This is a genomic window from Pseudorhizobium tarimense, assembly GCF_022968135.1.
GTDB classification, from domain to species: domain Bacteria; phylum Pseudomonadota; class Alphaproteobacteria; order Rhizobiales; family Rhizobiaceae; genus Neorhizobium; species Neorhizobium tarimense.
On the sequence record NZ_JALJRA010000028.1, the window covers coordinates 23,437 to 47,007 of the forward strand.

Consider the following 23,571-nt stretch of genomic DNA (forward strand, 5'->3'; position numbering starts at 1 on the left):
CTATTCCTTCGAGACCGGCGCGAGGAGGTTGGTGTCGAAGCTCGGGCCGAGCTTGTAGTTCTCGACATTCGCCCGATGTGCCGCCACTTCCGTCTGCTGGAAGATGATGGCAAACGGGCCGCGATCGAGAACTTCCTTCTGGATCTCCTCATACATGCCGGCGCGCTTGGCTTCGTCGCGCTCCAGCAAGGCTGCCGCCGTCTTCTGCGTCAGCTCCGGAATGTCCCAGGCGTTGCGCCACGCCAGCGGCTTTGCCGCAGCGTCGTCGGAATTATCCGGGTTGGCCGCGAAGGTATCGGCGTTCGAATGAGGATCCCAATAGTCCGTGCCCCACTGACCGATATAGATGTCGTGGTTGCGAGCGCGGTACTTGGTGAGTGTCTGCTTGCCGTCGCCTGGAATGAGCTCGAGCTTCACGCCCGCCTGCCCGAACGTCTGCTGCAAGGACTCGGCAATGCCGGTCACCGGCTGCGTGTTGCGCACGTCCATGGTGACGGAGAAGCCATCCGGCAGACCGGCCTTTGCCAACAGTTCCTTCGCCTTCTCGACGTCCAGCGAATAAGGGTTGCTGTCGAGCGAACCGAGCATGCCCTTCGGCAGGAAGGTCTGGTGGATTTCGCCGATGCCCTTGATGAAGGTAGAGCCGATGCCCTGGTAGTCGACAAGGTACTTCAGCGCCTCGCGCACTTCGGGCTTCGCCAGGTTTTCGTTCTTCTGGTTGAGGCTGAAGTAGTAGACGGTACCCTTCGGCGCCGATTCCGTTCCGATGTCCGCATTGTCCGCCACGGCCTCCAGATCGCCCGGCTCCAGGTTGCGGGCGACGTCAATGTCGCCGGCTTCCAGCGCCAGCCGCTGGCCGGAGCTTTCCTTCATGTGCCGGTAGATGGCGCGCTTCAGCTTAGCCTTATCGCCGTAGTAGTTGTCGTTGCGCTCGAGAACGAGAACCTCGTTCGCGCGCCACTGCATCATCTTGAACGGTCCGGAGCCGGCGTAGTTCGTCTTAAGCCACTCGTGGCCAAAGTCATCGTTGGCGACATGCTCCTGCAGCAGCGTCTTGTCCACGATCGACGCCACGTTGGCGGTCAGGCAGTTGAGAACGAAGCTCGGGGCATAGGCCTTATCAACGGTGAAGACAAAGGTCGACGGGTCGGCTGCCTTGGCCTTCTCCGTGACGTTCTCCTTCGTCAGCCCGAACTGGGTCAGGATGAAGGCAGGCGTAAGGTCCAGCTTGACCGCGCGCTCAAAGCTATAGGCGACGTCTTCAGCCGTGATTGGATTGCCGGAAGCAAAGGTCAGGTCTGGCTTTATCTTGAAGGTGTAGGTGAGGCCGTCGTCCGAGACCGTCCAGCTGTCCGCAACGCCCGGCGTGACTTTCGACGTATCATTGATGTCGAGCCTCACGAGCCGGTCATAGGTGTTGCCCATGACCTCACCTGCAGAGATCTCGAACGCTTCGGCCGGATCGAGCGAAATGATGTCGTCGATCGCCCAGGCAAGAACCAGCGTGTCCGGCGGGGTCGCCGCGAAGGCCTGCGGTGTCGCCGTTACCAGGAGTGCAAGCGCAGCGCTGGTGGTCAGCAGGCGGACGCGTTTGTTCAGCAAATCGATCATTTTCTTGTTCCCCATTTGATGAGCTGCTTTTCGATGAAGGCACTATTCATGCCAGGCGGAGGCCATGATTCTCAGCCAGTTCTCCCGGCAAATCTTGTTCAGGTCGGCACCAGCGTAGCCCGCGTCCTTGAGGGCCGCAACCAGATTTTGGTTGCCTGCCGCGTCACTTATCTCCTCGGGAATGGTCGCCCCGTCGAAGTCGGAGCCAAGCGCCACATGGTCTATGCCGAGGCGCTCCACGAGGTAATCGACATGCCGCACCATGTCGGAAAGCGGAGTATGGGCATCGTCACGTCCGTCCGGCCGCAACATGGTGACAGCGTAGTTCACGCCCACCAGCCCGCCGCTCTCGCGGATGGCATCGAGCTGCTTGTCGGTGAGGTTGCGAGCCACCGGCGTCAGCGCATGAACGTTCGAATGGCTCGCGACGAGCGGCTGGTCGGTCGTTTTGGCAACGTCCCAGAAGCCCTGCTCCGTGATATGGGCCAGGTCGATTAGGATGCCGAGCCCATTGCAGGCCCGCACGAGTTCGAAGCCTCGATCCGTCAGCCCCGGTCCGCTGTCCGGCGACATGGGGAACGCAAAGGGGACGCCATGACCAAAGATGTTGTGACGGCTCCAGACCGGCCCCAGCGAACGCAGACCCGCTGCGTGGAAGACCTCGAGATTCTCAAGATCTGGATCGATCGCCTCGCAGCCTTCCATGTGCAGGACGGCGGCAAATACGCCCTCGTCCATGGCGGCACGAACGTCCGACGTCGAACGGCAGAGACGCCAGGCGCCGGCACGCTCCAGCCGAAGCGCGATTGCAGCCTTCTCCATGGCAATTTCCAGAGAAGGCTCAAGTGTAAGTGGTGCACCAAGCGGCGTCTCGTAGCGCCCCTGCGCATCCGGCTCCTTCAAGATCAGGTCGCCAGACGGGATGTAGATGGCGCAGAAGCCTCCCGCGAGACCGCCCTTCCGAGCCCGAGGTCCATCGATATGCCCCTCGGTCGTTCCCTGTGTGAATTCGGCGATCGGATCGCCGCCCGCCTTCATGGTCCGCCAAAGCCGCAAGAGCACGTCATTATGGCCGTCGAACACCAGTTCCATGGGCATGTCCTAATTGTCGTGAGAAGCACCTGAAGTGTTGGATGGCGCTGATCCTAACGGCCTGTTGAACGACCGCAAGAGCGATTTCTGCTTCTTCCCGCGCCATTTCGCAACACGGCTCAGAGAAGAAGCAGCCGCCCTCACCAAGCCATGATCTCTCCGCGGTATCGCTCCACTTCCTCCAGCAACCAGGATCGGAAGGCGACCACCGGCCGGAAGTCCGTCTTCGTCAGTGGCGCAACGGCATAATAGGCGCTGGGGGAACGGACCTGATGCGGATCGGCCTGAACGATCTGGCCGCTGGCGAGCTCGGCGTCGATGAGGAACAGCGGCATCAGGGCAACACCCAGACCCGCCGCACAAGCCTGGGCGACGCTGGCGAACTGCTCGAAGCGCATGCCTTTCGAACTCACCCCGGAAAGACCTTGGCTCTGGAACCAGTGGCTCCAGGCGCCCGGCCGCGAGGCCATGTGCAGCAGCGGCATGCCTAGAATGTCATCCGGCCGTTCGATTGGATGGCTTGCGAGAAATGCGGGACTGCAGACCGGCGCCACCATTTCTTCCATGAGGAACGTGCAGTCGGCGCCTGGCCAATCCGGCTGGCCGATGTGGATCGCCATGTCGATGCCGTCGCGGTCGAAGTCGAAAATGCCGATGCGGGTGGCGAAGTTCAGCGTGATTTCCGGATGCCGCGCCACGAAGTTCGGGATGCGCGGCATCAGCCATCGCGTACCGAACGTGGGCAGTATCGCCAGGTTCAGCGTATCATTATGCCGTTTGGTCATGGCCTGAAGCGAGGCGGAGCGAATTTGCGACAGTGCCGCACCCACGGATTTCGCATAATCCGCTCCCGCCGGCGTGAGCACCACGCCACGGCTGGTCCGCTCGAAGAGAACCACCCCGAGAAGCTCCTCAAGCCCGGAAACCTGGCGGCTTATCGCTCCTTGTGTCAGCGCCAGCTCCTCTGCCGCAAGCGAGAAGCTGCGCAGCCGAGCGACGGACTCGAAGGCGGCAAGCGCGGCTGTGGACGGCAGGAGGCGGCGGCTGAGGCTGGTCATATGCTATGACTATCACTCATGGTGAAATGAGTAAACGCGGGTTGCCGCGATTGCCGTCGTCACCGATAATCTGCATCATCAACTGGAGATCAGACGGTGAGCGAACGCGTGGCATTTTCCTGGGAAGATCCCTTCCTTCTCGAAGATCAACTGACCGAAGAGGAGCGGATGATCCGCGATGCCGCAGCGGCGTTCGGGCAGTCTGAACTGCTGCCGCGCGTCCAGGAGGCCTATCTCAACGAGACGACCGACCCGGAGCTGTTCCGGCTTATGGGTCAGGCGGGGCTGCTCGGCGTCACGCTGCCGGAGAAATACGGCGCTGCCGATGCCGGATACGTAGCCTATGGTCTCGTCGCCCGGGAAGTGGAGCGGATCGACTCCGGCTACCGCTCCATGATGAGCGTGCAGTCCTCGCTGGTGATCTACCCGATCCATGCCTACGGATCGAAAGAACAGAAGGGCAAGTATCTACCGGGCCTGGTCTCCGGTGAGCTGATCGGCTGCTTCGGCCTGACCGAACCGGATGCCGGCTCCGATCCGGGCGGCATGAAGACGCGGGCGGAGAAGATCGAGGGTGGCTACCGCCTGCGCGGCGCAAAGATGTGGATCTCCAACGCGCCGATCGCCGATGTCTTCGTCGTCTGGGCGAAGTCTGAAGCTCACAACAACGAGATCCGCGGCTTCGTGCTGGAAAAGGGCATGAAGGGCCTGTCTGCCCCGAAGATCGGTGGCAAGTTGTCGCTGCGCGCCTCCGTGACCGGCGAAATCGTCATGGACGGGGTGGAAGTTGGCGAGGATGCTCTGCTGCCGAACGTCTCCGGCCTCAAGGGGCCGTTCGGCTGCCTCAACCGTGCCCGCTACGGCATTTCCTGGGGCGTCATGGGGGCGGCGGAAGACTGCTGGCACCGTGCCCGCCAGTACGGCCTCGACCGCAAGCAGTTCGGCAAGCCGCTTGCCGGCACGCAGCTTTACCAGAAGAAGCTCGCCGACATGCAGACCGAGATCGCGCTCGGACTGCAGGCTTCGCTCCGCGTCGGTCGCCTGATGGACGAGAAGAAGATGGCGCCGGAAATGATCTCCATCGTCAAGCGCAACAACTGCGGCAAGGCGCTCGATATCGCCAGGCACGCGCGAGACATGCACGGCGGCAACGGCATCCAGATCGAGTACCATGTGATGCGCCACGCGCAGAACCTGGAGACGGTCAACACCTATGAAGGCACGCACGACGTCCACGCCCTGATTTTGGGTCGCGCACAGACGGGCATCCAGGCGTTCTTCTGATCAGGCGCGGGACCTGCCGCCTGTAGCAGTACGTGCCTGGCTTCATGGTTGTCTGACAACGCCTCTTGGCTGCGCCCAACGAACCTCCTACATAGAGGCGCGACGGACATCGCGCCTCTCGCTATTTCAGCCTGCGGCCGTTCTTCGCCCCCGCCATCCGGCAGCGGCGCTGGCTCCGCATCACGCGGCTTTCGGTGCTGCAGCCTCCGTTCAGGCGCCCTCAGTCGACGCCGCCCGCAATGAAGGTCGATCCTATGCAGAACTATCCCGACGTGCAGCTTTTCATCAACGGCACCTGGCGCGACGCCATCGGCGGCGAGACGCTTCCGGTCTCCGATCCCGCCACCGAAGAGGTGATCGGCAAGATCGCGCATGCGCGCAAGGCGGACCTGGATCTGGCGCTCGAAGCAGCCGACAAGGGCTTCAAGGTCTGGCGTGAGACATCGCCACTGGAGCGATCGAAGATCATGCGCAAGGCAGCCGAGCTGCTGCGTCAGCGGGTCGATGCGGTCGCCTACATGATGACGCGCGAACAGGGCAAGCCGTTGGCCCAGTCGAAGGTTGAAATCCTCGGTGCTGCCGACACCATCGACTGGTTTGCCGAGGAAGGCCGCCGTACCTACGGGCAGAGCATTCCCTCCCGCTTCAGCGGCGTTTCGCAGATGACGGTCAAGCTGCCGGTCGGCCCGGTCGCAGCCTTCACGCCGTGGAACTTCCCGATCAACCAGATCGTCCGCAAGCTTTCCGCAGCGCTCTGCACCGGCTGTTCGATCATCGTCAAGGCGCCGGAAGAAACACCCGCCTCGCCCGCCGAGCTGATCCGTGCCTTCGCCGATGCCGGAGTGCCGGCGGGCGTCGTCAACCTTGTCTATGGGATTCCGGCGGAAATCTCCGAATACCTCATTCCGCATCCGGTGATCCGCAAGATTTCCTTCACCGGCTCCACGCCGGTCGGCAAACATCTGGCGGCACTCGCGGGCACGCACATGAAGCGCGCCACCATGGAACTCGGCGGGCATGCTCCGGCGATCATCTTTGACGATGCCGATCTGGAAAAGGCGATCGAAGTGACGGCAGCGGCCAAGTTCCGCAATGCCGGCCAGGTCTGCGTCGCGCCTACCCGCTTCCTCGTGCAGGACGGGATCGCCGACCGGTTCATGGATGGCTTCGTCAAGGCTGCCGAAGCGATCAAGGTCGGCAACGGCCTCGACGATGGAGTCGGCATGGGTCCGCTGGCGAATGACCGTCGCATCCCCGCCATGGAGGACATGATCCACGATGCCGTTGCCAAGGGCGCGGAACTGAAGACCGGCGGCAAGCGCATCGGCAACAAGGGCTACTTCTTCGAGCCGACGGTTCTGACCGACGTTCCGACCTCAGCCAAGATGATGAACGACGAGCCGTTTGGCCCGCTCGCCATCGTCAACCGCTTCTCGCATCTGGACGATGCGCTGGAAGAGGCAAACCGGCTGCCGTTCGGCCTCGCCTCCTACGCCTTTACTGGTTCGGTGAAGACGGCGCATGCCTTAAGCCGTCACATGGAAGCGGGAATGCTGACCATCAACCACAACGGCCTCTCAATTCCGGAAGTGCCGTTCGGCGGCATCAAGGACTCCGGCTACGGCACGGAAGGCGGATCCGAAGCCGTCGAAGCCTATCTGGAAACGCGCTTCGTCACGCAGATGAACTGACGAGAACGACACAAGCCGGCAGGACATCCCGCCGGCTTTTTTTTTCTTACTGCCTTGGTTTCGGAAGCGCCTTTAGCTTGCGGTAAACACCTGCGCACGTCGCAGTGTCACGAAGCCTTGGTCCCCGGCCCGCACGGCAAGCTCCGGCTCGACGTCGAACTCCACGTGTTCTCCGGCGGCGGTGACCGCGATGACGCGGCGTCCGCCCGGCCGGTCCAGCACGCGCGTGACCGAGGCGGAAATCCCCGGTCCTGCAGCAGACCAGTCGAGGTCTCCGGGCCGAGCATAGATCTCCGCTGCACCATTGGCCACGCCTTCGGCTGCGATGGCCGCACCGTCGGCATAGGCCACGCCGCCACGAACTTCCGCCGACAGCCGGTTAGCGTCGCCCAGGAAGCGGGTCACGAAGGCGGACTTCGGATCGCGGCACACCTGTTCCGGCGTTCCCTGCTGCACGATCTGCCCCTCGTTGAGAATCACGACGCGATCGGCCAGATCCAGCGCCTCCTCCTGGTCATGGGTGACGAAGAGCGTGGTGATGCCAAGCTCGTCATGGATCTCGCGCAGCCAGCGCCGCAGGTCACGGCGAACGGCGGCGTCCAGCGCGCCGAACGGCTCGTCGAGCAGCAGCACCTTCGGGTCCACCGCAAGCGCCCGCGCTAAGGCCACGCGCTGCCGCTGGCCACCGGAGATCTGAGCCGGGAAACGATCGCCCAGACCTTCGAGCCGGACCAGTCGCAGGAGTTCTACCACGCGGGCCGCGATCGCCGCCTTCTCGCGCTTCACCTTCGAGACTTTCATGCCGAAGGCGATGTTCTCCTGCACCGTCATGTGCGGAAAGAGAGCGTAGTGCTGGAAAACGAAGCCGACGCCGCGGTCGCGCACCGGAATGTCGGTGGCGTCCTGGTCGCCGAAATAGATGTGGCCGCCATCGGCGAATTCGAGGCCGGCCACCATCCGCAGGATGGTCGTCTTGCCGGAGCCGGAGGGCCCCAGCAGTGCCACGAGCTCGCCGCTCTCGATCTCGAGCGAGACATCCCGCACGGCGCGGAAGGTGTTGAAGGTTTTGACCACGTGGTCGAGACGGATCTTCATGGCTTGGGCTCCACGGCAGGAACGGCCGGCGTAGACAATGCGGGACGGCGGACGCGACCTGCACCCTGCCGCTCCAGTGCCACCTTGGCGATAATGGTGAAGACGGCAATGACGGCGAGGATGGAGGCGGAGGCGAAGGCTCCAGCCGCCTGGTAGTCGTGATAAAGCAGCTCGATGTGCAGCGGCAGCGTGTTCGTCTGCCCGCGAATGTTACCCGAGACGACGGAAACGGCCCCGAACTCGCCCATCACTCGAGCGTTGCAAAGCACCACACCGTAGAGCAGCGCCCATTTGATGTTCGGCAGCGTCACGGAAAAGAAGGTGCGCCAGCCGGACGCGCCTAGCGAGGTTGCCGACTCCTCCAGATCACGCCCCTGCGCCTGCATCAGCGGGATGAGTTCTCGCGCCACGAAGGGCGCGGTCACGAACATGGAGGCGAGAATGATACCCGGCAGCGCGAAGAGGATCTTGATGTCGTAGACTTCCAGCAAAGGCCCGAAGAAGCCCTGCAGGCCATAGACGAAAAGATAGGCTACGCCCGCAACGATCGGGGAGATCGAGAAGGGGATCTCGATCACGACCAGCAGGAACCGGCGGCCGGGAAAGTCGAACTTGGTGATCGCCCAGGCGGCGGCGATGCCGAAGACGGTGTTGATCGGGACGGCAATGAGGGCCGTGACCACTGTCAGGAAGATCGCGTGACGCGTGTCGGGGTCCGCCAGCGTGGAGGCATAGACCCGCCATCCTTCGGAGAAGGCTTCCACACCGATGACGATAAGAGGCGCCAGGATCAGCAGCGCCCCGACGACCAGCACGATGCCGATCAGAAGGCGCCGGAAGAGCGGCTGGTCACCGACGCGGGGCGGCTTGCGGGCCGAAGATGCATTGGACATCGTCAGCTCCTCGCCGTGTAGCGCAGGGCCCGTGCCTGCAGCAGATTGGTGACGGCCAGCATGACAAAGGCAGTGATAAGCAGGACGGAGGCAATGGCCGCCGCCGCCTGGTAATCGTATTCCTCAAGGCGAATGAAGACGAGAAGCGCCGTAATCTCCGTCGACATCGGCTGGTTGCCGGCGATGAAGATGATCGCTCCGAACTCACCGAGCGAACGGGCGAAGGAGAGGGACAGGCCAGCGAGCAGTGCCGGCGTCAGCAACGGGAAGATCACCTTTCGGAAGATCGTCCAGTCGGAGCCGCCAAGCGATTGTGCCGCTTCTTCAAGTGCCGGATCGAGATCCTCTAGCACCGGCTGCACGGTGCGCACGATGAACGGCAGGCTGGTGAAGCACATTGCCACCATAATACCGAGCGGCGTGTAGGCGACCTTGATGCCGAACTCGGAAAGCACGGAGCCGAACCAGCCGTTGTTGGCAAAGAGCGCCGTAAGCGAAATGCCGGCGACAGCCGTCGGCAGCGCAAAGGGGAGATCTACCATGGCGTCGATCAAACGCCAGCCGGGGAAGCGATAGCGCGTCAGCACCCATGCAAGCGCCAGACCGAAAACGAGATTGAATGCGGTCGCCCCAAGCGCCGACAGCACCGTCACCCGGTAGCTTGCGACAGCGCGCGACGAGGAGATGATCGACCAGTAGTCGACCGGCCCAAGGCTTGCCGCCTTGATGATCAAGGCCGCCAGCGGCAGCACAACGATCAGGCCGACATAGAAGAGCGTGACACCGAGCGATAGCGATAGCCCGGGCAGAACATTGCGTCTCAAGCGCGTTCCCCTGTCCTTTCACACAAAACCCGACGGCAAGGTGCCGTCGGGATCGCAGTGCTGATGATAAGGGCTTAACGGCTGCCGTAAAGCTTGTCGAGCGTCGCGCCGGAAGCGAAATGCTCTTCCTGGATCTTGTCCCAGCCGCCAAAGACGTCATCCACGTTCACCAGGCGGATTTCCGGGAACTGGTCCTTGAACTCTGCCGCAACCGTTTCATTGTGCACGCGGTGGCCGAACTCGGCGGCAATCCGCTGACCTTCTTCCGTGTAGAGGAAATCGAGATATGACTTGGCGAGATCGCGCGAGCCGCGCTTATCCACCACCTTGTCGACGATCGCGACGGGAAATTCTGCCAGCAGGCTGACCGAAGGCACGACGGTATCGAACTTATCTTCGCCATACTGCTTGGCGATCGCACGGGTCTCGGCCTCGAAAGTGACAATGACGTCACCGAGCTCGCGCTCGACGAACGTGGTGGTGGCCGCACGGCCACCGGTGTCGAAGACCGGAACGTTGTCGAAGATCTTTCCGACGAACTCCTCGACCTTCTCTTCATCACCATTGAACGCTTCCATGGCATAGGCGGTTGCCGCCAGATAGGTGTAGCGGGCGTTACCGGAGGTCTTTGGATTCGGGAAGATCACCTGCACATCGTCACGTGCGAAGTCGCTCCAGTCCTTGATGTTCTTCGGATTGCCTTCGCGTACGAGGAAGGACGGGAAGGAGTAGAAAGGCGAGGCGTTGTTCGGAAAATCCTGCTGCCAGTCGTCCGACACGAAGCCCTGCTTCACCAGGAAGTCGATATCCGTCACCTGGTTGAAGGTCACGACGTCCGCTTCCAAACCCTCGACGATCGCGCGGGCCTGCTTGGAGGTACCGGCGTGCGACTGGTCGATGGTGACGCCCGGATGCGCCTTGACGAAGGCCTCGTTCTCGGCGGCAAAGATTTCGCGCGCGATGTCGTAGGATGCGTTCAGCAGCGTGTTCGGCGACTGCGCGAAAGCAGGTGCGGCGAAAAGGGCGGCAACGGCAGTGCCGAGGATCAGGAGGCGGTTCATTTAGGTGTCTCCGGTATTCGTTGATGCCGAGAACCTACCGGCGAAGCGTGACAGGAGCGAGGAAGCGCGAACCCTCAGCAGGCCCGGCCTTAGAAATTCTGTTCTTTTCGAGACACGTTCGGCGATGGATCAACCGGTGCCGGCTACCGGAGGTCCTGGTTCGGAAAAAGCGATGCTAAAGCCGGTGCTCGGGGAAGAGCGTCCCGTGCCTACCCTCAACATAGGGAGCGATGTCGTCAGGCGTTACCTCCGAGAGCGTCGGCGGCGACCACTTCGGGTTTCGGTCCTTGTCGATGATTGCAGCCCGCACACCCTCGTAGAAGTCGTGGTGGCAAAGGATTTCAGTTCCGGCACCGAATTCCCGCTCGAGGCACTCCACGAGACCCGAACTGTTTCGGCCGTCACGCAAGAGACGCAGGGTCAGCTTCAGGCTGGTGGGCGAGCGCTTGAGGATCGCTTCTCGACTGCGTCGCGCGAAATCACCGTCTTCCCCCTCCAGGTCGGATATGATCTGCTCGACGCTGTCATGGCCGAAGCAGCGGTCGATCAGGGTGCGATGTTTCTGAAGTTCGCTCTCGCCGGGCGCGGTCGCAAACCAGCTCAGCACGGCTTCAACCGCCTCGTCATCCGCCTCCGGCGCCAGTCCACTCAACGCCTTAACCAGCTCGGACAACTGCTCGGCGGGTACGAAGTCATCGGCAAGTCCGGCGAAGATAGCGTCGGACGGGCTCACCTCAAGTCCGGTCAACCCCATCCAGGTGCCGGTCTCTCCGGGCGCCTTTGGCAGCAACCAGCTTGTGCCGACATCCGGAAAGTACCCGATGCCCGTTTCCGGCATGGCAAGCCGCGTCCGCTCCGTAACGACCCGATGCCGACCGTGGGACGAGAGGCCGACGCCGCCGCCCATGGTGATGCCGTCCATCAAGGCGATGTAGGGCTTGGGATAATGTGCAATCAGGTAGTTCAGCGGAAACTCCTCTCGCCAGAACCGTGTGGTCTCCGCGTCGCCGGCACGCCCCATCTCGTACAGCACCCGGATGTCACCGCCCGCGCAGAGCCCCCGTTCCCCCTCGCCCGTCAGGACGACGACCGATACGTCCGCGTCGTCGGCGAAAGCCTCTAGCGCCGCACACATGGTCCTCACCATGGCGAGGTTGAGGCTGTTGAGCGCCTTCGGCCGGTTGAGCCGGATGACGGCGGCGGAACCAATGCGCTCCAGGATGACTTCGTCGCTGGTAGCCGCTGATCCCTGCATGCTTCGTCTCCCTGTCACCGGTTGTCGGCCAGGATCATCTCGGCCGCCTTTTCGGCGATCATGATCGTGGGCGAATTCGTATTGCCGGAAACGATATTGGGCATGATGGAGGCGTCCGCCACCCTCAAACGGCCAAGGGCACGAAGCCTCAGCCTCGGATCGACGACACTGTCGGGGTCGGCGCCCATGCGTGCGGTGCCGACCGGGTGAAAGATCGTGGTGCCGATGTTGCCTGCAGCCAGCAACAGATCCTCTTCACTCTGGTACTCCGGCCCCGGCTTGTACTCTTCCGGGTGATACCGCGCGAATGACGGCTCGGCGATGATTTTCCGGGTGAGCCGGATTGCCTTCACCGCAACGTCCCGGTCCGCCTGCACCGACAGGTAATTGGGCTTGATGGCAGGGGCGGCCGCGAAGTCGCTGGTCTTGACGTGCACCGACCCGCGGCTTTCGGGACGTAGATTGCAGACGCTCGCGGTCATTGCCGGGAAGCCGTGGAGCGGATCGCCAAACTTATCGAGCGAAACCGGCTGCACATGATATTGCAGGTCCGGTGTCTCCTTCTCAGGGCCCGAGCGGGTGAAGATACCGAGCTGGCTCGGCGCCATCGACATCGGGCCGGAACGCCGGAAGAGATATTCGAGGCCAATCGCCGCTTTGCCGATCATCCGCGACGCCTTTTCGTTGAGCGTCGGCACGCCGCTCACCTTGTAAACCATGCGGAGCTGCAGGTGGTCCTGCAGGTTCTCACCTACGCCCGCCACTTCCTTGACGACCTCAATGCCCGCCTGCTGTAGGGCGTCGCCGCGCCCGATGCCCGAGAGCTCGAGGATCTGCGGTGAGCCGATCGACCCGGCACAGAGAATGGTTTCGCGGGACGCGAGCGCTTGCTTGGCCGTGCCGTTGTGCTGGAACTCGACGCCGCGCACCTCCCCTTCCTCCACGATCAGCCGCCGCGCATGCGCCTTGGTCAGAACCCTCAGGTTCCGCCGGCTCTTTGCCGGGCGCAGGAAGGCCTTCGACGTATTCCAGCGGATGCCAGAGCGCTGGTTGACGTCGAAATAGCCGGAGCCTTCGTTGGCGCCGCGGTTGAAATCCTCTGTAATCGGGATGCCGGCCTCCTCGGCCGCCTTCTGGAAGGCGTCCAGCACCGCCCAACGGACGCGCGACTTCTCCACCCGCCACTCGCCGCCGCTGCCGTGCAGTTCGTCGCTTCCCCTGTAGTGGTCCTCCGACTTCTTGAAATACGGCAGCACGTCGTCCCAGCCCCAGCCGTCACAACCCATCTGCCGCCAGAGGTCGTAGTCGCGCGCCTGGCCGCGCATGTAGATCATGCCGTTAATGGACGAGCATCCACCGAGGAGCTTGCCGCGCGGGTAGGACAGCGAACGACCGTTCAGCCCCTCTTCCTGTTCCGTGGTGAAGCACCAGTCGGTACGCGGATTGTTGATGCAGTAGAGGTAACCAACCGGGATGTGAACCCAGTGGTAGTTGTCGGTCCCGCCCGCTTCGAGAAGGAGCACCCGGTTGCGGCTGTCGGCGGAAAGGCGGTTGGCCAGCACGCAGCCGGCGCTGCCTGCTCCCACCACGATGTAGTCATACCGCTCCATGCACTTCTCCAAGGCCTGGCAATGACTGAGGGCTCAGCCTCCGCTCAGGCGTCCATCCGACCCGCTCGACGGAAACGCTTTTGCTAGTGGCGATGCTCGAAGCCGAGCCACCGCCCGACGCGGGACGCATAGAACTCACCGATGATGCCGCGCCGGAAGAGCAGCACGCAGACCATGAAGACGACGCCGGTGATGATCGTGACGGGAAAGTCGGAGGTTGCCAGGTAGTTCTGCAGGGTCACGACGAGCCCGGCGCCGAAGATCGGGCCGATCAAGGTGCCGATACCGCCGAGCAGCGTCATCAGGATCACCTCGCCCGACATCTGCCATGCGACATCCGTCAGCGTTGCAAACTGGAAGACAAGCGATTTCACGCCGCCCGCAAGGCCCGCCAGCGCCGCCGACATCACGAATGCACCGAGCTTGTAGTGCGCGACCGAGTAGCCGAGCGAGGTCGCCCGCGCCTCGTTCTCGCGGATCGACTTCAAGATCATGCCGAACGGCGAATTGATGAAGCGCCATATGATCACCAGCCCAATGACGAATACGCCAAGCACAAAGTAATACATGTTGGTGGAGACGCTGAGGTCGATGAACCCGAGCAGGTAGCCGCGCGGCACCTGCTGGATACCATCTTCGCCCTGTGTGAAGCCCGCCTGCAGGCAGAAGAAGAAGAACATCTGCGACAGCGCCAGCGTAATCATGGCGAAGTAAATGCCCTGGCGGCGGATCGCGACGAAGCCCATCACAAGACCGAGAAGGGCTGCGCCGACGACGCCGAGCAGAACCGCCAGCTCCGGAGTCCAGCCCCAGACCTTGGCTGCATGCGCTGTAAAATAGGCCGCACCGCCGAAGAAGGTGGCATGGCCGAAGGACAGGAGGCCCGTATACCCCAACAGCAGGTTGAAGGCGCAGGCAAACAGCGCGAAGCACAGAAGCTTCATCAGGAAGATCGGGTAGAAGAACAGCGGCGCAACCACCAGCAGGGCGAGCCCCGCAAGGAGGAAGATGGTCGCGCTGGTGGTAATCTTCACACCGGGCTCTGCCGCCGGTTTGGAGTTCGTGGAATGTGCGACGTGGCTCATCTCAAGCATCCCGTCCAAAAAGGCCGGCTGGCCGGATCAAAAGTACGATCGCCATGATCACGAAGATGACGATGTTGGACGCCTCGGGGTAGAAGACCTTCGTCAGCCCTTCCGTGATGCCCAGCATGTAGCCGGTGATAATCGCCCCCATGATGGAGCCCATGCCGCCGACCACCACCACGGCGAAAACGACGATGATGAGATTGCTGCCCATCAACGGCGAGACCTGGTAGATCGGAGCGGCCAGCACTCCGGCGAACGCAGCAAGCGCCGCGCCAAAGCCGTAGGTGAAGGTGAGCAGCAGCGGCACATTCACCCCGAAGGCCTGCACCAGCACTGCGTTTTCCGTGGCTGCCCGCAGATAGGAGCCGAGCTTCGTCTTCTCGATCAGAAGCCACGTTCCGATGCAGGCGATCAGCGAGATCACCACGACCCAGCCGCGATAGATCGGCAGGAACATGAAGCCGAGGTTGGTGCCGCCTGCGAGCGCAGAGGGCACCGAGTAAGGCTGGCCGGCCGCGCCATAGAGATAGCGGAAGGTGCCCTCGATCGTCAGCGCCAGCCCGAAGGTGAAGAGCAGTCCGTAGAGGTGGTCGAGCTTGTAGAGCCGGCTCAGCATCGTACGTTCGATGATCGCGCCAAGGACGCCGACGATGACCGGCGCGACAATAAGCGCGAGCCAATAGTTGATGCCGAAATACTGCAGGAGCAGCAGCGCGACGAAGGCGCCGAGCATGTACTGCGCGCCATGCGCAAAATTGATGACGCGCAGCAGCCCGAAGATGACGGCGAGGCCGAGGCTCAGCAGCGCATAGAACGAGCCGTTGATGAGACCGATCAGCAGTTGGCCAAGAAATGCCTGGATGGGAATACCGAAGATCATCGTCATGTTCAGACCCCCAGCACGCTGTGCAGCATGTCCATCCGCTCCGGCAATTCCCCGACCGGAAAATCGGCCACCATCTGCCCGTGATCCATCAGGTAGAAGCGGTCGGCGACCCGGCTTGCAAAACGGAAGTTCTGTTCCACCAGAAGAACGGTCATCCCGCGATCCTTCAATTTCCTCAAGACTTCGCCGATTCGCTGAACGATAACGGGTGCCAAGCCTTCCGTCGGCTCGTCGAGGATCAGCAGCCGCACGCCAGTGCGCAGGATGCGGGCGATCGCCAGCATCTGCTGTTCGCCGCCCGACAGCTTGGTGCCCGGGCTATGGCGGCGCTCCTGGAGGTTGGGGAAGAGATCGTAGATCTCGTCGAGCGACATGCCGTTGCCGGCGACCACCGGCGGCAGCATCAGGTTTTCCTCGACCGTGAGGGTCGCGAAAATCCCCCGCTCCTCCGGCACGAAGCCGATGCCCGCATGTGCGGTGCGGTGCAGCGGCACGTCCATCATGTCCTTGCCGTCGAAGATGATCTGGCCCTTTCGTTCGCGCAGGATGCCCATGATCGTTCGGAGCGTGGTCGTCTTGCCCACGCCGTTGCGGCCGAGAATGGTGATCATCTCGCCTTCGCCAACCGTCATGTCGACGCCGTGCAGCACGTGACTTTCGCCATACCAGGCATTGAGCCCGGTGACTTGGAGCAGCGTCTTCATCTCACGCCTCCTCCGTGCCCATGTAGGCAGTGCGCACACGCGGATCCTGGCTGACGGTGGCGTAGTCGCCTTCCGCAAGAATCTCGCCGCGCTGCAGCACTGTGACGTGATGGCAGATGTCGGCCACCACTGAAAGATTATGCTCCACCATCAGGACCGCGCGCTGTTTGGCGACTTCGCGGATGATGCTGGAGACGTTGCCGATGTCCTCCTGCCCCATCCCGGCCATCGGCTCGTCGAGCAGCAGCACCTTCGGGTCGAGCGCGAGCGTCGTCGCTATCTCGAGCACGCGCTTGCGACCATAGGAGAGATCGGCCGCGAGCGCGTTCCGCTCGTTCGAGAGACCAACGGCGGAAAGCAGTTCCTCGGCCCGCTCGTTGAGCCGGTTCAATGACGCCATCGGCAGCCAGAACTGCGTTGCGAGATGGTTGGGGCGCTGGAGCGCCACGCGCACATTGTCGAGCACCGTGAGGTGTGGAAAAACGGCGGAAATCTGGAAGGAGCGAACGAGGCCCATGCGCGCCACCTTGTCGGGTGCAGTGCGAGTGATGTCCGTTCCAAGAAGGTTGATGCTTCCGGCAGAAGGCTGCAGGAACTTGGTCAGCAGGTTGAAGACCGTGGTCTTGCCCGCCCCGTTTGGTCCGATCAGCGCATGCACCTGTGCGTGGCGCACATCGAGATCGACGTCCTTCACTGCGGCGAAGGCGCCGAAAATCTTTGTGAGACCGCGGGCGGAAAGGACCACCCGCGGCTCGTTATGGGGCTGGACTGCAGCTTGCGCCATGATGGCTTACTGCACCAGCTCGCAACCGCTCTTGGCGGGGTCGATATAGGCTTCGTCGCCCGGGATGGTCGACAGCACGTTGAAGTAGTCCCACGGCTCGTCGCTTTCACCCGGCTTCTTCACCTGCAGCAGATACATGTCGTGGATCATACGGCCGTTGGCGCCGACCTTGCCGTTACGGGCAAAGAAGTCGTCAACCGGCATCTCGTGCAGTGCCTTGGCGACCGCCTCGGTCTCGTCGGTGCCCGCCTGCTTGATAGCCTTCAGGTACTGCATGACGGCCGAATAGGTGCCGGCATGGACCATGTTCGGCATGGAGCCCGTGCGCTCGAAGAAGCGCTTGCCGAACTCACGGCTCTGCTCATCGAGGTTCCAGTAGTAGCCTTCCGTCAGCGTCAGCCCCTGTGCCGCTTCGACACCCAGGCCGTGAACTTCAGCGAGCGTGAAGAGCAGTGCCGCCAGGTTCTGGCCACCGGCAGTGATGCCGAATTCGGCCGCTTGCTTGATTGCATTTGCCGTGTCGAGACCTGCGTTCGCAAGGCCAATCACCTTCGCCCCGGAAGACTGCGCCTGCAGCAGGAAGGACGAGAAGTCGTTGGTTGCCAGCGGATGGCGCACCGAGCCCACGACGTTACCGCCGGCCGACTTCACGAACTCGCTGGTCTGCTCCTCGAGCGAATAGCCGAAGGCATAGTCCGCCGTCAGGAAGAACCAGCTGTCGCCGCCCTGCTTCACGAGAGCGCCACCGGTCCCGACAGCGAGTGCGTGCGTGTCATAGGCCCAATGGAAGCCGTAGGGGCTGCACTGCTTGCCGGTCAGATCGGTGGTCGCCGCGCCGGTGACAATGTCGATCTTCTTCTTTTCCCGGCTCAGCGCCTGAACCGCGAGAGCGACGGATGAGGTTGTCAGCTCCATAATCGCATCCACCTGCTCGGTGTCGTACCACTGGCGTGCGATGTTGGAAGCAATGTCAGGCTTGTTCTGGTGGTCGGCGTCAACGATCTCGATCGGCATGTCGAGGACCGTGCCGCCAAAGTCCTCCACGGCCATCTTGGCGGCCTCCACCGACGACTTGCCGCCGAAGTCGGCATAAACGCCGGACTGGTCGTTCAGGATGCCGATCTTGACCTTGCCGTCCGACACGGCGTCCTGAGCCAGCGCAGCCGTGCTCCCCGCCAGCAGAATTGCAAGCGACGCAATCAGGTTCTTTCGCATGATTTCTCCTCCCAGAGAATGCAGAGTGCGAGTCTGTTCAAATTTGGGAGACCGTCCTCCTCAAGACGACCATTCCATCCACCATCGTTTCGGAATTCGCCGGTTGACGCAAGGCGATTTCAGCAACTAATTGCAAACAGAGCCTGTGCATATTTGAACAGAATGGCGGGATGAGCACCAATCCGAACTTCACCTGGGACGACCTGCAGTATTTTCTGGCGGTCGCCAGAACCGGCCAACTTTCCACCGCCGCCCGACACTTAAGAACAAGCCACGCAACCGTCTCCCGCCGTATCGATCGCCTGGAGTTTTCGCTGAAGGTAAAGCTTTTCGAGCGCAACCCCCGCGGCTATGTCCTGACGGCCATCGGGCAACGCTTCATCGAGACAGCAGAGAAGATCGAAGCGGAAACGGAGCGGCTTCAGGCCGACGTCGCTGCTGGCACCACCGCCCAGAGGGGGGTGATCCGGCTCAGTGCGCCCGAAGGGTTTGCCAACTTCTTCTTTAGCCACCGTCTGCGCGAGTTTCAGACGCAGCACCCGAACATCTCGCTGGAACTGGTGACGATCCAGCAGATCATGTCCCTGTCGCGCAAGGAAGCCGATCTTGCGGTGACCTTGGACCCGCCGAAGGGCGGACCTTACAAGACCCAAAAGATCAGTGATTACGTGCTGAACGTCTATGCCTCCCGGGAATATCTCGCCAAAGCCCCGCCGATCACCTGTCGAGACGACCTGCTGGCGCACCCCTTCATCGGCTATATCGAGGACATGATCTTCGCCCCGGGGCTCGATTACATGCGCGACGTTCATCCCAGCTTGAAGCCGCACTTCCAGAGTTCCAGCATCTTCGCTCAGCTCACAGCGGCCAAGAGCGGCCTGGGGCTTTGCGTCCTGCCCCACTTCATCGCGCGGCATCAACCGGATCTTCAGATCCTGCTGCCGGAGGAGCTGACACTCACGAGAAACTATTGGCTCGTCTGCCACAAGGACCTGAGCCATGTGCCACGCGTGCGTCTGGTGGCGGATTTCATCTTCTCTGCTGTGCATACGAGCCAGGACGTCTTCCTCCGAAAGGGTGAACTGATGGCCAATGCCAGATAGCAGCAGCCAAGCCTCTAAAATCGCGCCGAAAGAAAATTTTAAGTGGGGCGGAACAAAAGCAGCTATCAGAAATTGATTGGGGTTAACTGCCACGCGTTGGTGGTGGGGGAGCATGCCTTGAGGGACAGTCTTGCACAGGTGAAGTTGAACGAAGAGGAGCGGTACCGGCTGCTCGTCGACGCCATCACTGATTACGCGATTTACATGCTCGATCCGAGCGGACGGATCAGCAGTTGGAACCCGGGAGCTCAGCGTTTCAAGGGTTATCGGACGGAAGAAATCCTCGGACACCACTTTTCCCGCTTCTACACAGAAGAAGATCGTGCCGTGGAGTTGCCCGCCCGTGCGCTCCGCGTTGCCCAGACAGAAGGCCGCTTCGAAAATGAAGGCTGGCGAGTCCGCAAAGACGGCAGCCGCTTCTGGGCCCATGTGATCATTGACCCTATCTGGAGCCCTTCAGGAGATCTTCTGGGTTTTGCAAAGGTCACCCGTGACCTGACTGAGCGCAAGCGCGCCGAGATCGAGCTGAAGAAGAGCGAGCAGCAGTTTCAGATGCTGGTACAAGGCGTCTCGGATTACGCAATCTTCATGCTCGATCCGGACGGCTATGTCTCGAACTGGAACCTTGGTGCCCAACGCATCAAGGGATATCGCGCCGAGGAGATCGTTGGCTCGCACTTCTCACGCTTCTACACCGAAGAGGACCGGGCTGCGGGCGTTCCGGAGCGAGGGCTCGAAACGGCAAGGCGCGAAGGACGCTTTGAGAAGGAAGGCATTCGTCAGCGCAAGGACGGCTCGCACTTCTGGGCGCATGTCGTCATCGACGCAATCCGCGATGAAACCGGCAGCCTGATCGGCTTCGCGAAGGTGACGCGCGACATCACAGAGAAGGTAGAGGCGCAGAAAGCTCTCAATCAGGCTCGGGAAGATCTTTTCCAGGCACAGAAGATGGAGGCGATCGGCCAGCTTACCGGCGGCATCGCGCATGACTTCAACAATCTGCTGATGGCGGTGCTTGGCAGCCTAGAGATCCTGAAGAAGAGAATGCCGGAAGATCCGTCGCTGGTGCCTCTGCTTGACAATGCGATGCAGGGTGCGGAGCGCGGTGTGGCGCTTGTCCAGCGAATGCTGACCTATTCGCGCAAGCAGAACCTCAACATGACCGCGGTTGGCGTCCCGCAGGTCATTGCCGACATGATGGAGCTCATCCCACGATCGATCGGAGCCAGCATCTCCTTCGAAACGAACTTCGAAGAGGCTCTGCCGCCCGTGGTAACGGATCCGGTGCAACTGGAGACAGCGATCCTCAACCTCATCGTCAATGCGCGTGACGCCATGCCTGACGGCGGAAGCATAAGCGTGCGCGCCGATGCCGTCCCAGGGTTGGCGGGATTGAGTCCAGATGCTGCCTTCGTGCGCATCTCCGTTAGCGATACGGGAGAAGGCATGGACACGGAAACGCTTCAGCATGCGACGACCCCCTTCTTCACCACCAAAGGGGTCGGCAAGGGGACCGGGCTGGGGCTTTCCATGGTGCAGGGATTGGCGGAACAGTCCGGCGGCCGCCTGTTGATCGAGAGCACCAAGGGCAAAGGGACCACGGTCTCGCTCGTCTTGCCTGCTGCGGATGCAGACGCAGACGAAACACCGGCCAATGAGTCCCTCCCCGGAACCAGGACATGCATCGAGCACGATCATGCCAGACGTCCTCTCACCGTCCTTGCCGTCGATGACGACGCCCTGGTGCTGATGAATACGACGCTGATGCTGGAGGATCTGGGGCACACGGTAATCGAAGCCTTTAATGGTCAGGCGGCATTGGAGACGCTCGGCACAGCCGGAACGGTGGATCTGGTCATCACCGACCATTCCATGCCACGCATGACCGGCGCGGAGCTGGCGGAACGGATCAACGCACAGTGGCCTCACCTGCCGATCATCCTCGCCACGGGATATGCCGAACTCCCGTCCGGTAACGGAGACCAGTGGCCGAAACTGTCAAAGCCGTTCTCGCAGGAGCAACTGGCGGAGGCGGTTGCCCTTGCCATGCACAGATGTCCTGAACAAAAAACCGCCGCCGCGCGTTGAATCGACAGTTTACCCTTGGAGAGAATGTCATGGTTTTCAAACACCAGAGTTTCCACGAGGAGCCCCCGGTCGTTGAGAAGGAGTATCCGCCGGAGGCTGCACTTGAAGGTGCGGTCTCCGATGCACTGGGCTCAGCAGGTGGCATCGATGCAACCGGCATTCATGTTGTTGCCGAGGGAACGACCATCATCCTGACGGGGTCGGTGATGTATGAGAGCGAGGTTGTGCGCGCCGAAGAAGTAGCCTGCAGCATTGCAGGCGTTTCAGATGTTCGCAATGAAGTGACGACCGGCAGGATCGCCTAAGCCATTACAGCTAAACGAAGAAGGCCCGGATCATCTGCAGGCTGTGTGGAAACTGAATGGAGGCTCCGGTTTAACCGGGGCCTCTTTTGGTTTCAGGCGGCGGCGGTGCGGATGTTGATGGCCCGGGCATCCATGCGGTTGAGCGCATCGTCATCGAGGTGGCGCTTGACGGTGCGCCGTTCGGCGGTGGTGCAGGACGGCTTGAGCGCACAGCCGGAACAGTCCTGCGAGACGTAGGTGACGTTGCGTTTCTTGCGGTGGAGCTGCTTGCGCACGAGCGTGCGGCCCGCCGGGCAGGCGAGAGTGTCGGTTGCGGTATCGTAGGCGAAAGCGGTGCGGTCAACAGCGTGCCGTCGCCCTGATTGTTGATCGAGCGCTGCGAGGGCACGCAGGCGACGATGCCATCGCGCTCGCAGGCGCTGGCGTGCTCGCCGTTGTCGAAGCCCTTGTCGGCCACGACCGTCAAGATGTCGAGGTCGAGGCTCTCCTTCGTGGCGCTGGCCATTGGATGAAGCTGGCGAGGGACTGTCAGGAATTTCGTGTACGGGCGTGCGGTTGAACATTTCTGTTTACGCCCTCGCGGCCTGGAAGCGGTCCGCGAAGAGAACGGCGAATTGGGATTTTGCCATAGCCCATTCTCTTGCTGGCATTTTCCACTCTTTCTCCGATCTGTTCAAGACCAGATACAGGAGTTTGGTCGCCGCCTCATCTGATGGAAAATGTCCCCTTGCACGGACGGCGCGGCGTAGCTTGGAATTTAGAGCCTCTATGGCGTTCGTGGTATAGATGATCCGGCGCACGTCCCTGGGAAAGGCAAAGAAGGGAATGACCTCCTGCCAGGCGCGTCGCCACATCTGGCCGATAGCCGGGAATTTCTGGCCCCAGAAGCCGGCCTCGAACGAGGTCAGGGCAGCCTCGGCGGCCGTGTCATCGACGGCCGAATAGATCAGCTTCAGCGCACGGGCCAGATCCCTCCGGTCCTTCCAGGAGGCAAAATCCAGCGAGTTTCGGAGCAGGTGAACGATGCAGGTTTGCACGGCCGTTTCCGGAAAGACTGCATTGATGGCATCGGGGAAGCCCTTCAGCCCGTCCACGACGGCAATGAGAATATCCTCCACGCCGCGGTTCCTCAGCTCGTTCATCACCCGCAGCCAGAACTTGGCGCCCTCGTTGGTCTCGACCCAAAGCCCGAGGATTTCCTTGGTTCCGTCGCCGCGCACGCCGAGAGCAACATGGACCGCCTTGTTACGCACCGTGCCTTCGTCGCGAATCTTAACCCGACGCGCATCGAAGAACACCAGAGGGTAGACCGGCTCCAGCGGTCGCGACTGCCAGGCCGCGATCTCATCAAGCACCGCATCCGTCACCGCCGAGATCAGATCGGGAGAGACATCCACACCGTAGAGCTCCTGCACATGACCGACGATCTCGCGGGTGCTCATACCTCGCGCATACATCGAGATGATCTTGTCATTGAAGCCGGGAAACCGCCGCTGATATTTGGCCAGGAGCTGCGGATCAAAGCTCGATTGCCGGTCTCGCGGTATGGAGAGCTCCAGAGACCCATCATCCGTCAGAACCGTCTTCTTCCCATAGCCATTGCGGCTGTTGCCACTGGAACCTTCACTTGAGAGATGATGATCCATCTCCGCGTTCAGCGCCCGCTCGGCCAACGCCTTCTTCAACTGGTCGATCAGCCCGCCGCCATCAAACGCCGTCTTCGCGTCAGCCCCGCCGAGCAATTGATCCAATATTGCGTCCGGAATAACCGGTTCTTTCCGTCGTGCCATGGGTGATCTCCTTCAAACCCATTATGCACGCCCGTACACGAAATTCCTGACAGTCCCGCTGGCGACGGTCTGTCGGCTCGTCCGTGATCGCGTGATGCACGATCAGGCGCGTGTCGGTATCGACGGCGGTCTGT

At 61.8% G+C, this 23,571-nt stretch carries 21 protein-coding genes; 5 read left to right on the forward strand and 16 right to left on the reverse strand.

Features of this window, described 5'->3' with window-relative positions; genetic code table 11:
* From MUU54_RS22780 to MUU54_RS22790, 3 genes are all read right to left on the reverse strand, one after another.
* Window positions 1-1,611 carry an ABC transporter substrate-binding protein gene (locus MUU54_RS22780; RefSeq protein ID WP_247246245.1) on the reverse strand — a complete coding sequence of 537 codons (1,611 nt, stop codon included), beginning with the start codon at window positions 1,609-1,611 and terminating at the stop codon, window positions 1-3.
* 42 nt (window positions 1,612-1,653) lie between these two features.
* Window positions 1,654-2,703 (reverse strand): dipeptidase, encoded by a 1,050-nt coding sequence (locus tag MUU54_RS22785; protein ID WP_247246246.1) that lies wholly within the window; start codon window positions 2,701-2,703, stop codon window positions 1,654-1,656.
* 140 nt (window positions 2,704-2,843) lie between these two features.
* Window positions 2,844-3,761 carry a LysR family transcriptional regulator gene (locus MUU54_RS22790; protein WP_247246247.1) on the reverse strand — a complete coding sequence of 306 codons (918 nt, stop codon included), beginning with the start codon at window positions 3,759-3,761 and terminating at the stop codon, window positions 2,844-2,846.
* Between the two features lie 96 nt (window positions 3,762-3,857).
* Here MUU54_RS22790 and MUU54_RS22795 point away from each other — a divergent pair, with 96 nt between their 5' ends.
* Both MUU54_RS22795 and MUU54_RS22800 read left to right on the forward strand, forming a co-directional pair.
* Window positions 3,858-5,045, forward strand: coding sequence for an acyl-CoA dehydrogenase (locus MUU54_RS22795; RefSeq protein ID WP_247246248.1), 1,188 nt, complete (start codon window positions 3,858-3,860; stop codon window positions 5,043-5,045).
* 254 nt (window positions 5,046-5,299) lie between these two features.
* Window positions 5,300-6,736: an NAD-dependent succinate-semialdehyde dehydrogenase gene (locus tag MUU54_RS22800; protein ID WP_247246249.1), complete on the forward strand. Its 1,437-nt coding sequence runs from the start codon at window positions 5,300-5,302 to the stop codon at window positions 6,734-6,736.
* A gap of 72 nt (window positions 6,737-6,808) precedes the next feature.
* On the opposite strand, the gene MUU54_RS22805 is transcribed toward MUU54_RS22800, so the two are convergent.
* The 11 genes from MUU54_RS22805 to MUU54_RS22855 all read right to left on the reverse strand — a co-directional run bounded on the left by MUU54_RS22805 (window position 6,809) and on the right by MUU54_RS22855 (window position 18,151).
* Window positions 6,809-7,831: a sulfate/molybdate ABC transporter ATP-binding protein gene (locus MUU54_RS22805; RefSeq protein WP_247246250.1), complete on the reverse strand. Its 1,023-nt coding sequence runs from the start codon at window positions 7,829-7,831 to the stop codon at window positions 6,809-6,811.
* Complete coding sequence (gene cysW, locus MUU54_RS22810; protein WP_247246251.1) at window positions 7,828-8,724, reverse strand: sulfate ABC transporter permease subunit CysW; 897 nt, start codon at window positions 8,722-8,724, stop codon at window positions 7,828-7,830. Before cysW ends, MUU54_RS22805 begins: the two co-directional genes overlap by 4 nt.
* 2 nt (window positions 8,725-8,726) lie before the next feature.
* Window positions 8,727-9,548, reverse strand: coding sequence for a sulfate ABC transporter permease subunit CysT (gene cysT / locus MUU54_RS22815; protein ID WP_247246252.1), 822 nt, complete (start codon window positions 9,546-9,548; stop codon window positions 8,727-8,729).
* A gap of 74 nt (window positions 9,549-9,622) precedes the next feature.
* The gene (cysP, locus tag MUU54_RS22820) at window positions 9,623-10,609 is read right to left on the reverse strand and encodes a thiosulfate ABC transporter substrate-binding protein CysP (protein WP_247246253.1); all 987 of its coding nucleotides are present in this window, start codon (window positions 10,607-10,609) and stop codon (window positions 9,623-9,625) included.
* A gap of 175 nt (window positions 10,610-10,784) precedes the next feature.
* Complete coding sequence (locus MUU54_RS22825; RefSeq protein WP_247246254.1) at window positions 10,785-11,864, reverse strand: enoyl-CoA hydratase/isomerase family protein; 1,080 nt, start codon at window positions 11,862-11,864, stop codon at window positions 10,785-10,787.
* 14 nt (window positions 11,865-11,878) lie between these two features.
* Complete coding sequence (locus tag MUU54_RS22830; RefSeq protein ID WP_247246255.1) at window positions 11,879-13,474, reverse strand: GMC family oxidoreductase; 1,596 nt, start codon at window positions 13,472-13,474, stop codon at window positions 11,879-11,881.
* An 83-nt stretch (window positions 13,475-13,557) separates the two neighbouring features.
* On the reverse strand, window positions 13,558-14,559 hold the full coding sequence (locus tag MUU54_RS22835) for a branched-chain amino acid ABC transporter permease (protein ID WP_247246256.1): 1,002 nt from the start codon (window positions 14,557-14,559) through the stop codon (window positions 13,558-13,560).
* Window position 14,560: 1 nt separating this feature from the next.
* The gene (locus MUU54_RS22840) at window positions 14,561-15,448 is read right to left on the reverse strand and encodes a branched-chain amino acid ABC transporter permease (RefSeq protein ID WP_247246257.1); all 888 of its coding nucleotides are present in this window, start codon (window positions 15,446-15,448) and stop codon (window positions 14,561-14,563) included.
* A gap of 2 nt (window positions 15,449-15,450) precedes the next feature.
* Window positions 15,451-16,152, reverse strand: coding sequence for an ABC transporter ATP-binding protein (locus tag MUU54_RS22845; RefSeq protein ID WP_247246258.1), 702 nt, complete (start codon window positions 16,150-16,152; stop codon window positions 15,451-15,453).
* A 1-nt stretch (window position 16,153) separates the two neighbouring features.
* A complete protein-coding gene (locus MUU54_RS22850) occupies window positions 16,154-16,936 on the reverse strand; it encodes an ABC transporter ATP-binding protein (protein ID WP_247246259.1) in 783 nt (260 codons plus the stop codon).
* 6 nt (window positions 16,937-16,942) lie between these two features.
* Complete coding sequence (locus MUU54_RS22855) at window positions 16,943-18,151, reverse strand: ABC transporter substrate-binding protein (protein ID WP_247246260.1); 1,209 nt, start codon at window positions 18,149-18,151, stop codon at window positions 16,943-16,945.
* A gap of 170 nt (window positions 18,152-18,321) precedes the next feature.
* On the opposite strand from MUU54_RS22855, the gene MUU54_RS22860 reads away from it, so the two are divergent.
* The 3 genes from MUU54_RS22860 (at window position 18,322) to MUU54_RS22870 (ending at window position 21,647) form a co-directional block, all read left to right on the forward strand.
* Window positions 18,322-19,254, forward strand: coding sequence for a LysR family transcriptional regulator (locus MUU54_RS22860; RefSeq protein WP_247246261.1), 933 nt, complete (start codon window positions 18,322-18,324; stop codon window positions 19,252-19,254).
* Window positions 19,255-19,371: 117 nt separating this feature from the next.
* Window positions 19,372-21,342, forward strand: coding sequence for a hybrid sensor histidine kinase/response regulator (locus MUU54_RS22865; RefSeq protein ID WP_247246262.1), 1,971 nt, complete (start codon window positions 19,372-19,374; stop codon window positions 21,340-21,342).
* A gap of 29 nt (window positions 21,343-21,371) precedes the next feature.
* Window positions 21,372-21,647 carry a BON domain-containing protein gene (locus tag MUU54_RS22870; RefSeq protein WP_247246263.1) on the forward strand — a complete coding sequence of 92 codons (276 nt, stop codon included), beginning with the start codon at window positions 21,372-21,374 and terminating at the stop codon, window positions 21,645-21,647.
* 92 nt (window positions 21,648-21,739) lie between these two features.
* Here the strand turns inward: MUU54_RS22870 and MUU54_RS22875 are convergent, their stop codons facing one another.
* Both MUU54_RS22875 and MUU54_RS22880 read right to left on the reverse strand, forming a co-directional pair.
* On the reverse strand, window positions 21,740-21,922 hold the full coding sequence (locus MUU54_RS22875; RefSeq protein ID WP_247246264.1) for a hypothetical protein: 183 nt from the start codon (window positions 21,920-21,922) through the stop codon (window positions 21,740-21,742).
* Window positions 21,923-22,216: 294 nt separating this feature from the next.
* The gene (locus MUU54_RS22880) at window positions 22,217-23,437 is read right to left on the reverse strand and encodes an IS256 family transposase (RefSeq protein WP_247246265.1); all 1,221 of its coding nucleotides are present in this window, start codon (window positions 23,435-23,437) and stop codon (window positions 22,217-22,219) included.
* Window positions 23,438-23,571: the final 134 nt, after the last annotated feature.

Coding starts and splice junctions, on each gene's coding strand:
- cysW (WP_247246251.1), bottom strand. CDS start 8,724: ATGTCCAATGCATCTTCGGCCCGCAAGCCGCCCCGCGTCGGTGACCAG.
- MUU54_RS22825 (WP_247246254.1), bottom strand. CDS start 11,864: ATGCAGGGATCAGCGGCTACCAGCGACGAAGTCATCCTGGAGCGCATT.
- MUU54_RS22840 (WP_247246257.1), bottom strand. CDS start 15,448: ATGACGATGATCTTCGGTATTCCCATCCAGGCATTTCTTGGCCAACTG.
- MUU54_RS22800 (WP_247246249.1), top strand. CDS start 5,300: ATGCAGAACTATCCCGACGTGCAGCTTTTCATCAACGGCACCTGGCGC.
- MUU54_RS22855 (WP_247246260.1), bottom strand. CDS start 18,151: ATGCGAAAGAACCTGATTGCGTCGCTTGCAATTCTGCTGGCGGGGAGC.
- MUU54_RS22790 (WP_247246247.1), bottom strand. CDS start 3,761: ATGACCAGCCTCAGCCGCCGCCTCCTGCCGTCCACAGCCGCGCTTGCC.
- MUU54_RS22785 (WP_247246246.1), bottom strand. CDS start 2,703: ATGGAACTGGTGTTCGACGGCCATAATGACGTGCTCTTGCGGCTTTGG.
- MUU54_RS22830 (WP_247246255.1), bottom strand. CDS start 13,474: ATGGAGCGGTATGACTACATCGTGGTGGGAGCAGGCAGCGCCGGCTGC.
- MUU54_RS22850 (WP_247246259.1), bottom strand. CDS start 16,936: ATGGCGCAAGCTGCAGTCCAGCCCCATAACGAGCCGCGGGTGGTCCTT.
- MUU54_RS22880 (WP_247246265.1), bottom strand. CDS start 23,437: ATGGCACGACGGAAAGAACCGGTTATTCCGGACGCAATATTGGATCAA.
- MUU54_RS22845 (WP_247246258.1), bottom strand. CDS start 16,152: ATGAAGACGCTGCTCCAAGTCACCGGGCTCAATGCCTGGTATGGCGAA.
- MUU54_RS22860 (WP_247246261.1), top strand. CDS start 18,322: ATGAGCACCAATCCGAACTTCACCTGGGACGACCTGCAGTATTTTCTG.
- MUU54_RS22805 (WP_247246250.1), bottom strand. CDS start 7,831: ATGAAGATCCGTCTCGACCACGTGGTCAAAACCTTCAACACCTTCCGC.
- MUU54_RS22870 (WP_247246263.1), top strand. CDS start 21,372: ATGGTTTTCAAACACCAGAGTTTCCACGAGGAGCCCCCGGTCGTTGAG.
- MUU54_RS22835 (WP_247246256.1), bottom strand. CDS start 14,559: ATGAGCCACGTCGCACATTCCACGAACTCCAAACCGGCGGCAGAGCCC.
- MUU54_RS22780 (WP_247246245.1), bottom strand. CDS start 1,611: ATGATCGATTTGCTGAACAAACGCGTCCGCCTGCTGACCACCAGCGCT.
- cysP (WP_247246253.1), bottom strand. CDS start 10,609: ATGAACCGCCTCCTGATCCTCGGCACTGCCGTTGCCGCCCTTTTCGCC.